Annotated in this window: 10 protein-coding genes; 4 read left to right on the plus strand and 6 right to left on the minus strand. The window is 74.3% G+C overall.

The annotated features are described in order from the left end of the window. Positions 1-47: 47 nt before the first annotated feature. Positions 48-446, minus strand: a complete 399-nt coding sequence (locus ACFC8N_RS43275) for a MarR family winged helix-turn-helix transcriptional regulator (RefSeq protein ID WP_356023768.1) — start codon at positions 444-446, stop codon at positions 48-50. 123 nt (positions 447-569) lie between these two features. Between ACFC8N_RS43275 and ACFC8N_RS43280 the strand changes: the two genes are divergently transcribed. Further along, on the plus strand, positions 570-1,697 hold the full coding sequence (locus ACFC8N_RS43280) for a hypothetical protein (RefSeq protein ID WP_376295188.1): 1,128 nt from the start codon (positions 570-572) through the stop codon (positions 1,695-1,697). A gap of 66 nt (positions 1,698-1,763) precedes the next feature. Here ACFC8N_RS43280 and ACFC8N_RS43285 read toward each other — a convergent pair whose 3' ends face one another. From ACFC8N_RS43285 to ACFC8N_RS43295, 3 genes are all read right to left on the minus strand, one after another. Next, a complete protein-coding gene (locus ACFC8N_RS43285; RefSeq protein ID WP_376295190.1) occupies positions 1,764-3,005 on the minus strand; it encodes a VWA-like domain-containing protein in 1,242 nt (413 codons plus the stop codon). Then, on the minus strand, positions 3,002-4,231 hold the full coding sequence (locus ACFC8N_RS43290) for a MoxR family ATPase (protein ID WP_362822933.1): 1,230 nt from the start codon (positions 4,229-4,231) through the stop codon (positions 3,002-3,004). Before ACFC8N_RS43290 ends, ACFC8N_RS43285 begins: the two co-directional genes overlap by 4 nt. A gap of 77 nt (positions 4,232-4,308) precedes the next feature. Further along, positions 4,309-5,781 carry a hypothetical protein gene (locus tag ACFC8N_RS43295; protein ID WP_376295191.1) on the minus strand — a complete coding sequence of 491 codons (1,473 nt, stop codon included), beginning with the start codon at positions 5,779-5,781 and terminating at the stop codon, positions 4,309-4,311. 312 nt (positions 5,782-6,093) lie between these two features. Between ACFC8N_RS43295 and ACFC8N_RS43300 the strand changes: the two genes are divergently transcribed. After that, positions 6,094-6,903, plus strand: a complete 810-nt coding sequence (locus tag ACFC8N_RS43300) for a putative protein N(5)-glutamine methyltransferase (protein WP_376295193.1) — start codon at positions 6,094-6,096, stop codon at positions 6,901-6,903. Between the two features lie 12 nt (positions 6,904-6,915). Here the strand turns inward: ACFC8N_RS43300 and ACFC8N_RS43305 are convergent, their stop codons facing one another. Continuing rightward, positions 6,916-8,994, minus strand: a complete 2,079-nt coding sequence (locus ACFC8N_RS43305) for a SpoIIE family protein phosphatase (RefSeq protein WP_376295195.1) — start codon at positions 8,992-8,994, stop codon at positions 6,916-6,918. Between the two features lie 330 nt (positions 8,995-9,324). Between ACFC8N_RS43305 and ACFC8N_RS43310 the strand changes: the two genes are divergently transcribed. Both ACFC8N_RS43310 and ACFC8N_RS43315 read left to right on the plus strand, forming a co-directional pair. Beyond that, a complete protein-coding gene (locus tag ACFC8N_RS43310) occupies positions 9,325-10,203 on the plus strand; it encodes a hypothetical protein (protein ID WP_376295196.1) in 879 nt (292 codons plus the stop codon). 117 nt (positions 10,204-10,320) lie between these two features. Beyond that, entirely contained in the window at positions 10,321-10,692 is a 372-nt protein-coding gene (locus ACFC8N_RS43315) for a hypothetical protein (protein ID WP_362822937.1), read from the plus strand. 16 nt (positions 10,693-10,708) lie between these two features. On the opposite strand, the gene ACFC8N_RS43320 is transcribed toward ACFC8N_RS43315, so the two are convergent. After that, positions 10,709-11,122 (minus strand): tautomerase family protein, encoded by a 414-nt coding sequence (locus ACFC8N_RS43320; RefSeq protein WP_376295197.1) that lies wholly within the window; start codon positions 11,120-11,122, stop codon positions 10,709-10,711. Positions 11,123-11,251: the final 129 nt, after the last annotated feature.

Raw genomic sequence — 11,251 nt, forward strand, 5'->3', positions numbered from 1 at the left:
AGCCGTCGCGGGAAACCGGCGTGCACCGCGCCGCCGCACCCGGAGTCTCACTCGGCCCCGGAGTCGCCCCGCCCCGCGTTGTACCGCTCCAGATAGGCCGCGAAGCGGACCAGGTCCTCCTGAGGCCAGTCGGCGAGCCGCTCGTGGAAGGCGGCCCGGCGGCTGCGGGTCACCTGGGCGAGGATCTCCTCGCCCGCCTCCGTGAGATGGAGCACCTGGACCCGGTGGTCCTCCGGGTCCAGCCGGCGCTCGATCAGCCCGGCCCGCTCCAGCGCCGCCACCTGCCGGCTCACCGTGGACTTGTCGAGGGCGTAGTGCGCCGCGAGGTCCGTGGCCCGGCAGCCGCCCTGCTCCTCCAGGTGGCCGAGCAGGGTGTACGAGACCAGCGACAGCTCGGGGTGCATGCGGCCCGCCGAGGCGCGGGCCCGGCGGGCGAAGATCGTCATCTCGCGCTGGATCGTCTCGACGGCCGACTCCGCTGAGCTCACGGGAATACCTCCTCAGGCGTTCTAGTTGTATAGTACAACTTGAAGCTGAAGTTGTATAAGCCAACCATTGGAGGTCGCCCGATGAGGTCACCGGCACTGCGTCACGTGCTCACGCACCTGATCACCCCGCTGCTGATGTGCATCGGCATGGGGCTCGCGTACATGGGGGCCTTCGTCACCCCCGAGCCGCACCACCTGCCGGTCGCCGTCGTCGGCACCACCCCGCGGGCGAAGGTCTTCGCCCAGACGGTCAAGGACGCCGCGGGGGACAAGCTCGACGTCCGTACGGTCGCCACCCGCGCCGACGCCGTCGAACTGCTGAAGTCCCGGGACGTGACCGGCGCCTACGTGCCGAGCGCCAAGGCGCCCGAACTGCTCGTGGCCAGCGCCGCCTCGGACATGGGCGCGACCGCCGTCGAGAAGGTCTTCACCCCGGTCGCCGCCCGGCAGGGCCTCCCGCTGAAGATCACCGACGTGGCCGAGCCGGTCTCCGACGACCCCACCGGCCAGGGCCTGTTCTTCCTGCTGATCGCGGTCAGCATCGGCTCCTACGCCTCGGTCGCCGCCCTCGGCGCCGCGGGCGGCGCGCTCCCGATGCGGATACGGGCGCTGCTCGCGCTCGGCGTCTCCGCCGTCGTCGGCGGCATCGGCACCCTGCTCGCCGGGCCGGTGTTCCACCTCGCGCACCACGACCTCGCGAGCCTGTTCGGCATGGCGTGGCTGTACTCGGCGGGCATCCTCCTCATCGGCGTCGGTCTGCACACCTTCCTCAAGCGCTGGACCACGCTGGCCATGATGGTGCTGTTCGTGATGCTCAACTTCACGAGCTCCGGCGGGTTGTTCCGCCCCGAGCTCCAGAACGGCTTCTTCGGCACCCTGCACGCCTTCTGGAACGGCGCCGGCTTCGTCGAGGGCATCCGCAGCCTGCTGTACTTCGGCGACGACGGCCTCGGGCGCAACGTGTGGACCCTCGTGATCTGGCTGCTGGCCGGCCTCGTGGTGACCGGGATCGCGGCCCTGTACGAGCGCCCCCGGCACGCCCGGCACGCGGCCGGCCACGGCGAGACCACCGCGGTCCAGCCGGCCACGGCGCCCGCCGCCCCCACCGCCCTCGCCGGGCCCGCCGCGCCGCGGACGCCGGCGGACCAGGCGAAGGCACAGGCCGAGGAAGAGATCGAGGAAGAGGTCGAGGAGACGGTCGGCGTCTGATCCGGCACCGGCCGCCGACGACAGGGAGCCAACCGCCCGGCCGCGGGCGGTGCCCCTGCCGGCGCCTCATCCCGACGCCGAGCCGATCGTCACCACCCGCGCCCACGCGGGCGGTGTGTCCGGCCGGTAGCCGGGATCGTTCTCGTCGTACGACCCGCCGGCCCGCGGGAACAGGCCCACCACCGTCCGGCAGGGCGGCCGTGCCTCGGGCCACGGAGTCTGGCCGTCCGTCAGGACCACCACCACGTCGGGCCGCATGCGCAGCGCCCGGGCGAACCCGGTGCGCAGGTCCGTCCCGCCGCCGCCCACCAGCTCGATGCCCTCCGTGCGGTACAGCGGCTGCACCGTCTGGGCCGCCGCGTCGCAGGACAGCACGGAGACCAGGTCCCGCCGCCCGCCCGACGCCCGGCAGATCGCGGCGACTTCCAGCAGTGCGCTGCCCAGTTCGGCGTCGCTGACCGAGCCCGAGGTGTCCACCACCACACAGACCCGCGGCGGACTGCGCCGCAGACTCGGCAGCACCACTTCGGGCAGCCCGGCCGAGCGCCGCGCCGGACGCCCGTAGCGGTAGTCCTCGCCCACGCCCGACGCCGAGACGGCCGAGCGCAGCGCCGAGCCCAGCAACTGGCGCCAGGGCTGCGGCGGATGGAACACCTCCTCGGCCCAGCGCCGCCAGCCCTGCGGGGCATTGCCCGGTGCGCCCCTGATGCCCTGGGCCACCCGGAACCGGACCGCGTCCCGCTCCTGCTCGCTCAGCCCGTGCGCGCCGCCGGGCCCCAGCTCCCAGGGCCGCTCCAGCCCGTCGGCGCCGCTGCCGCAGTCCAGCCAGGCCTGCCGTGCCAGGCGCGGCCCGAGCCGGAACTGCCGCAGGTAGTCCTCCATCAACTCGCCCGGGCGCAGCCCCAGTTTCCCCGGTGTCACGGCGTCCTCGGGGCACACCAGACCGTCGCCGTACACGTCGTCGTTGATCTCGCAGTCCGCGGCGATGTTCATCCGCAGCCGCTCCGCCGGACCGGTCAGCCCGCGCTCGCGGGCCACCCGGTCACCGCGCCCGTGATGGTCGCGCAGCAGATGCGCCACCTCGTGCACCCACACCGCCGCCAACTCCGCCACCGGGGTGCGGTCCACGAACGCCGCGGAGACGTAGCACCGCCAGTACCGGTCGACGCCCATCGTCGGCACCTGCCGCGACTCCACCGGGCGCAGCGCGAACAACGCCGTCGCCAGATAGGGCCGGACCCGGGCCGCGTGCAGCCGGGCCGCGAACAGCTTGCCGAGGTCCAGCGCCCCGGGCGCGTCCGCCGTCATCGCCGGGTCCCCGCGGTCCGCGCGGGGCGCCGGGCGGCCTCGTCGGCCCGCCGGGACAGCGACACCACCCCGGCCAGCCGCTCGATCGCCGCCGGCACGTCCCAGTCCTCCCGGCGCAGCGCGGCCAGCGTGGCCGCCGGGACGACCACCACGTCCGGCGCGCCGGTCTCCATCGCCCGCACCAGCAGCGCCCAGGCCGCGTCCCAGCGGGCCCGCTCCGGCCGCGCCCGCACCGCGGCCACCACCCCGTCCAGCGCGGCCTGGCGCAGATCCCCGCGCTCGGGCAGCACGGCACCCGCCGGGTCGGCCAGCAGCGACTCCGGGTCGGGCAGGTCCATCCGGTCCAGGCTCGCCAGCAGCTCCAGCCCGGGTCCGTCCCCTACGGTGCCGCGGACCAGCAGCGACAGCACGTCCCGCGCGGAACCGGCGGCGGTCGCGAAGGCGATCAGCCGCAGCGTCGCCTCCCAGCTCCGGGGTGACGGCCACGCCCCGCCCCGCCGGCCCTCCCCGTTCGGCAGCTTGTGCACGAGCCCCGGCCGCGCGCCGAGGAACGCGCACACCGCGCGCCGGGCGAAGGCCACGGCCTCGGGCAGCCGCGCCGGGTCGAGCCGGGGCAGGGCCGCGCGCGGCCAGGTCCCGCCGAGACCGCGTACGACGACCTCGTGGTCGTGGGTCCACTGCAGGTGCACGAACCGGTTGGCCAGCGGCGGGCTCAGCTCCCAGCCGTCGGCCGCCGAGGAGCGCGGGTTGGCGGCGGCCACGATCCGCACCCCGGCCGGCAGCCGCAGGGCGCCGATCCGCCGCTCCAGCACGAGCCGCAGCAGCGCCGCCTGCACCGCCGGGGGAGCGGTGGACAGCTCGTCCAGGAACAGCAGCCCCCGCCCGGCGCGCACCAGCCGCACCGCCCAGTCCGGCGGGGCCATCGGGACGCCCTGCACGGCGGGGTCGTCTCCTACGACGGGCAGCCCCGAGAAGTCGGACGGCTCGTGCACGCTCGCGATCACGGTGGTCAGCGGCAGGTCCAGCGCCGTCGCGAGCTGGGTCAGCGCCGCCGTCTTGCCGATGCCGGGCTCACCCCACAGCAGGACCGGAAGGTCCGCGGCCACGGCCAGGGTGAGCGCCTCCAGCTGGATGTCGGCGCGCGGCTCGGTGGTGGTGTCCCGGAGCAGCGTCAACAGGGTTTCGGCGACGTCGAGTTGAGGGGCGGGGGAGACGGAGACAGACATGTGTCATCACCTTGAGGGTTGTGAAGTCGGCTGGAAGGCAAGGGATGTTCGCCAAGTGGGCGTGGTGGGTGGGCGGTTCAGCGCAGCCTGTGGTGGGACTTCCGGTGCCGGGTGTGCTTGCGGTACGGGTCGGCGGGGGCGTGCTCCGGGCCGGTCAGGCTCGCGCGGTACAGGCCGTAGGCGATGCGCCGCTCGGCCGCGGCCGTCAGCTCGTCCCGCAGGGGACCGTCGCGCAGCACCGCGCCCGGACCGAGCAGCGCCTCGACCACGGCCAGGGCCCCGGCGCTGTCGCCGTGGTCCAGCCGTTCCCGGACGCCGGTGAGACAGTCCGGGCGCCGGTGCGCCTCGTCGATGGCCCGCAGACACGGCAGCACCGGGCCGCCGAGCGAGGCCAGCAGCTCCTCGCGCCGGATCTCGTCCGGTCCGTGGTCCAGCGGGACCAGGACGCCGTCGACCAGACCGATCCGGTGCCGTGCACCCCGGCAGTCCACGGCGGGTGCCTCCGCCACCGGATCGGCGCCGGGCGGCGGCCCGTCCGGCCGGTGCCCGGGGACCAGCGCGGCGGCCACCAGCGGATGCAGCCCGTCCGGCGTGAGCAGCCCGGCGCGGAGCAGCTCCAGGTCGGGCGGGATCCAGGTCGCCGCGTCGGGCAGCACCGGCACGGCCGAGAGGCCGCCCGGTACACGCCCGGTGACGATCCGCAGGTCCGCCCCGCCGACGTCGTCCACGACGGAGTACGGCCGGTCCCGGGGCCCGCGCCCGGACGGACCAGGGGGCCCGTCGGTCCGGTCGGCCGCGCGCAGGTGGCCGGCCGGACCGGGGACGTCGCCCCCGTCCGCGGCCACCGCCAGGACCAGCCGGCGCCCGCCGCCGAGCCGTACGGCGAAGGCACCGGCCGGCCGCCCCTCGGCCGCCAGCAGGAGGCGTGCCTCGGCCGCCCACCGGCCGACGGCACAGCCGTGCCCCGGCGGGGCCAGTCCCAGCGGATCGGCGTCCGGCGGCGCAGGCCCGCCGGCCCCCGAGCGGTCGCGCAGCTCGGCCGACCTGCGGGCGTCCCACAGATGCCGGTGCAGATCGAGCCGGTACCGCCGGCTCGGGCGCGGGTGCGGATGGCGGCTGGTCATGGCCCCGGCCGGATCCCACAGGGCGAGGCCGATCCGCTGGCCGGCATCCGCCCAGGCCGGCGGCGTGCGGACCACGAGGTGCAGCGGACCGGCCCGGCCGGACCCGTCGTACCGGGCCAGTGTGAGGGTCAGCCCGGGGCGCAGCAGGCCGTCGGGCGCGATCCTCGGCATGTGCCAGCGCAGCAGGTCGGGGGCGAGATGCCGGAGGTCGGCGCGGAGCCGGGCCGCGAGGTCGTGGCCGTGGGCGCGGGCGACGCGGCGCAGATCGAGGTCGACGTCGATCCGGGCGGCGGCACAGGCCCCCGCCCAGTCCCCGGCGGCACGCCGGGCGGTGGCCGGCTCGATCATGGACGGTGGCACGGCGTACGCACGCACGCGCTGCCACAGGGAAAGACGGGAATTCCCGTACGCGGTCGACGTGAGCATCAGCGCTCACCTTGCGCGGACGGGACCCCCAATCGCAGAGTCGGGTGAGTCGTCATCGCGGGGATCGTAACCACGGCCCGGGCGGCGCGTCACCCGCTTTTCCGCAGGGTCCGCCGGGGCGGCGCCGCGCGGCCGTTGGGGTAGGGTGGCCGTCCGGTCGCGAACGGTCGCGGCCCCGACGGACGAGGAGGTGGGACCCATCACCGCTGTGTCAGCCGGGGTGCTCTCTCCTCAGGACGGCGCGGTGCACCGCTAGCGGTGACCGCGGGGAGCGCCCACCGGTCAAGCGCTCCCGAAAGGCTCACGCCCTCCGTGCACTCTCCTTTTCCTCCTGACGCCGTTTCTCCCGATGCCGTTCCTCCTGAAGCCGTCGTCTCGGCGCTGCGCGCCGCCGGGTGCGTGTTCGCCGAGGACGAGGCGGAGTTGATCCTCGCCACCGCCCGGACCGACGCGGAACTGACCTCGATGGTGGACCGGCGCGTCGCGGGGCTCCCGCTCGAACAGGTCCTCGGCTGGGCCGAGTTCCACGGGCTGCGCATCGGCGTGGCACCGGGGGTGTTCGTCCCCCGCCGCCGCACCGAGTTCCTGGTCGACCAGGCGCTGGTCCTGGCGCCGCACGCGTCCGTCGTCGTGGACCTGTGCTGCGGCTCCGGCGCGCTCGGCGCGGCCCTGGCCGCCGCCCTGGACGGCGCCGAGGTGCACGCCGCCGACATCGCCCCGGCCGCCGTCCGCTGCGCCCGCCGCAACCTCGCCCCCTTCGGCGGCCGGGCCCACGAGGGCGACCTCTACGACGCCCTTCCCGCCGGACTGCGCGGTCGCGTCGACGTCCTGCTGGCCAACGTGCCCTACGTCCCCACCGCCGAGGTGCCGCTGCTGCCGGCCGAGGCCCGCGACCACGAGCCACTGGTCGCCCTGGACGGCGGTGCGGACGGCCTCGACGTGCTGCGCCGGGTGGCCGCCGAGGCGCCCGCGTGGCTCGCACCGGGCGGCCGCCTGCTGTCCGAGACCGGCGAACGCCAGGTCCCGGCCGCCCTGCGCGCCTTCGCCGACGCGGGTCTGACGGCCCGTCTGGCGGAGTCGGAGGAGCTGTACGCGCACGTCGTCATCGGCGAACGGCCGTAACGTCCGCCTCCGTTATGGCAGTTCCTGGGCCCGGGCGATGAGCAGGGCGACGTCGTCGTGGTTGTCGGGGTGGTGCAGGGTGCGCAGGAGGAGGTCGCAGGTCTCCTCCAAGGGGCGGGCGGGGTCGTCGAGCAGGGACAGCAGGAAGTCCAGGCGCTCGTCCAGCGAGTGGCAGCGGGTCTCCACCAACCCGTCGGTGTAGAAGACGAGTTCGTCGCCGGGCGCGAAGTCGACGGTGACGGTGGAGAACTCGATCCCGCCCACTCCCAGCGGTACCCCGGTCGGCAGGTCCAGCAGCTCCGGCGGCCGGCCGGGGCGGACCCGGGCGGGGGGCAGATGACCGGCGTTGGCGATCTGGCACTGCCGCAGATGCGGGTCGTGGACGGCGTACACACAGGTCGCGATGGAGTGGTCCAGGGCGGACGTCGTCTTGTCCAGGTGTTCCAGCAGCAGCGCCGGGTCCAGGCCGAGGGGGGCGAGCGTGGTGGTCGCCGTGCGCAGCCGGCCCATCGTCGCGGCGGCGCTGATCCCGCTGCCCATCACGTCGCCGACCACGAGCGCGGTCCTGCCGCCCTCCAGCGGGATGACGTCGAACCAGTCGCCGCCGACCTCGCTCGTCGCCCCGGCCGGCTGGTAGCGCGAGGCCACCTCCAGGCCGGTGGTGACCGGCGGATGGCTGGGCAGCAGGCTGCGCTGGAGCGTGAGGGCGGTGTTGCGGGCGTTCTGGTACCAGCGCGCGTTGTCGATCTGCACCGCCGCGCGGGCGGCCAGCTCGCGGGCGAGCAGGACGTCTTCCTCGTCGAACGGCGCGGGATTGCGGGTGCGTTTGAGGTCCAGGGCGCCGAGTACCTCGCCGCGGGCGATCAACGGGACCGCGAGATACGAGTGCAGGCCCGCCCGGCCCAGGAGCCCGGCGGCCTCGGGGGAGCGGGCGATGCGCGGCAGGTCCTCGTCCTTCACGTGCGGCACCAGGACCGCCTCGGCCGAGCGCACGCACTCGGTGACCAGCCGGTCGGGCTCGTACCGGGCGGTCGCGCCGGGCAAGTCCGCGGCCCGTACGGCCTCCGAGTCGTCCTGGGGGCGCACCGCGAGGGCCCGGATCACCGCCGGCTCCGTCGGGCCCAGCGTGCTGCGCCGGCCCTCCACCACCGTGTCCAGCAGGTCCACGGCGGCCACGTCGGCCAGCTCAGGCACCGCGACATCGGCCAACTCGCAGGCGGTGCGGTCCAGTTCGAGAGTCGTACCGATCCGGGCGGAGGCGTCGGCGATGACCGCGAGGCGGCGCCGCGCCGTCTCCGCCTCCACGGAGGCCCGGTGCTGCTCGGTGATGTCCATCACGGAGGCCGCGACGCCCAGCACGTTGCCCAGCGCGTCCTCCAGGCGGTACAGCGACATCGACCAGGTGTGGTCCTGCTCCGGGTCGGCCGACGTACGGCCGACCACGGGCCGGTCGATCACCGGCACCCCGGTCCGCAGCACCTGCCGGGCCTCCGCCTCCAGGGGCTCGGTCGCCAGCAGGGGCAGGACCTCGGCCAGCGGGCGCCCCACGTGGTCGGCGGCGGGCAGTCCGTTGATCCGCTCCAGCGCCGGGTTCACCGAGACGAACCGCAGCTGCGGGTCCAGGACGGCGAGGCCGCTCGGCGACTGCTCGACCATCCGCTCGGAGAGGGCGACGTCCTGTTCGAGGCGCCGCACGGTCGACTGGTCGGCGGCGAGACCGAGCGCGTACACGTCACCTCGGTCGTCCAGCAGCCGCATGTTGCGGAACTCCACCAGGCGGGTGCTGCCGTCCTTGTGCTTGATCGGGAAACCGCCGGCCCAGCTCTGCCCGGTGCGCATCACATCGGCGAAGAGCTTGCCGACCAGCTCGATGTGGCGCTCGTGGACCATCAGCCGGGCGGCGTACTGGCCGAGGGCCTCGTGCGCGCTGTACCCGAACAGCTCCTCCGCCTGCGGGCTCCACAGCACGATCCGGCCGGTGGTGTCCAGCACCACCGACGCCACGCCCAGCACGTCGAGCAGGCCGCCCGGCCGTACCGGCCCGCGGGCGGCATCGCCGCCCTGCGTCACCGGAGCCTCGGCTGCACTCATGCACTGCACCGCCTTCGCCCGTCGGCTCGGCACGTGGTCCCCCGTGCCGGCTGCCCTTGGTCCACCGCGTCACACCCGACTCCCCGGCGCGTTCGCCGGCTACCTCCACCATCTCTCACCGCGGCGGCACGCGTCCGCCGAAGCCGCCGTACCGGGTGCCTCCGCCGCGGCGGTGCGGCCTCCCGGACATCCTGCACGCGTTGTGCGCGCACCGGGAGTGTTCACGCTCATGTTGCTCGATTGGCCTGTACATGACTACGTGGCCGGGTCAGACTGTCCGCCGACCGAGTGCCCCCGTACGCAGCCCCCACCCCACCCGAGGAGTCGGCCATGCCCGTGTCCGCCTGGCAACGTTGTCACACAGTCCTCGCCGGACTCGTCACCCTGGCCACCGCCGCCGTGGTGTCCCTGGCCGCACCCGTGCCCGCCTCCGCGGCCGACACCTGGACCGAGACCGGTTCCGACCGCGCCGACCCGCTGACCGAGAGCCAGGGGCTGACCTCGGTGGAGGTGCCGGCGAACAGCCCCAACCACTACACCGGTATCGGCACCATCCCCCTCAGTGTCTCCGTTCGTGGCTGGAACCACGTCGGCGACCCCGACGCCTCGTACAACGGCTACTACGTCGAGCCCTACCAGCAGGACTCCGGCAACTCGAAGATGTACCGCGTGCAGGCGCCCGACGGCACCTGGTCGGAGTACGTGCACACGCTCAGCTCCGGCGAGGCCCTGAACAACTCGTGGGACGCGATCTCCCCCGACGGCCAGTGGATGCTCTCGGGCGAGTGGGGCACGATGAACCGCCTGCTGGTCTTCCCGACCCCCGGCGTCAACGCGAGCACCTCGCCCTCGGCCGACCTCCCGCTGGCCTCGAAGGTCGACCTGGACCACCCGGTCCGTGACGTCCAGGGCTGCGACTTCTCCGGCCCCACCACCCTGCTGTGCTCCTCGGACGACCCCGACGGCAGCCTGTTCGGCATGACCAAGCCGCTGCTCCAGATCGACCTGTCGGCCACCCCCGGCTCCTCGGACGTCACCGGCCACGTCACCGCCCTGCGCCAGCTGCCGCTGCGCAGCTCCTGCTCGGGCACCTTCGAGGTGGAGGGCATCGACTACGACCGGCGCACCGGCATCCTGCGCGTGATCGTGATGTCGCCCGGCTTCTGCATCCTCACGGACAGCAAGACGTACAAGTTCACGCGCGGCTGAACCCCGGCTGGGGGTGTGCTCACGGGCCCGTGGTGCTTTCCTGAGGGGGGACGGGGATGGGCGGGGCTCGGCGGGGTACCCCGTTCCACCGCAGCGCGGCCACGAAAGGAGCGATCAATGGCACACACGGAGCGGTCGCATCCGGAAACCGTCACGGTGGAGATCAGCGGCTCCAAGGAGGACGCCCGCATCGTCTTCGACGCCCTGAGGTCCTGCTTCGCGTCCGACCGGGGCGCCGAGGAGGTACCCCAGCAGTTGCACGAGGTCCGGCCGATGGTGTGGCTCGGCACCTACGACATCGCGGACGAGCATGTGCCGCACTGTGCGCCGGTCCACCTCGGCTCGCCCGTCCAGGCGGACGTCCAGGGCGGCTACTGGGCCGTGGACCGGTTCCGGCACACCCTGGACTCGATCTTCACCGTCCAGGAGACCTGCACGGCCTCCGGCGACCAGGAGCGGGATCTGCACCTGCGCCTGGAGAGCGCCTGACACCGATCGCGCAGCGTCACCGCAGCGCCCCGGCCGGCCCCTCGCCGTCCGGGGCGTACTGCGCCACGCCGTTCCCGAAGGACCAGTCGACGGACGCGTTCTCGGTGAGGGTGACGAGCACGTTCGCCGGGTCCGTGCCCGTGCGCTCGTGCACCAGCTCGGCGATCCGCCGGTACAGCGCGCGCTTGCGGTCCGGGGCGCGCCCGGCGCGCAGGGTGATCGCGACGAACACCACCGAGTCGTCCTTGGGCACGCCGAGGTGGGCGTCGTAGCGGAGCGTGCCGGTCACGCCGTCGTGGCCGGTCAGCACCTGGAAGCGGTCCTCGGGCGGGACGCCGAGCGTCTCCCCCAGGGCGTCCTGGACGGCCTGGCCGAGCGCGTCGAGCCGGGCGGGGTCGGTGCCGAGCGTGTCGATCCGGACGAAGGGCATGGCGGTCCTCTCGGAGGCGGGTGGCGGTCCGTGCTGTGCCGTGCGACTGTACATACTAGTAGGTACAGAGTGGTCGGTGTCACCCTCCCCCAGTTGTGCAACTAGTTGCACAAAGGCTCGGGTGTCCTC

It is taken from the genome of Streptomyces sp. NPDC055966 (genome assembly GCF_042269865.1).
Classification (GTDB): Bacteria; Actinomycetota; Actinomycetes; order Streptomycetales; family Streptomycetaceae; genus Streptomyces.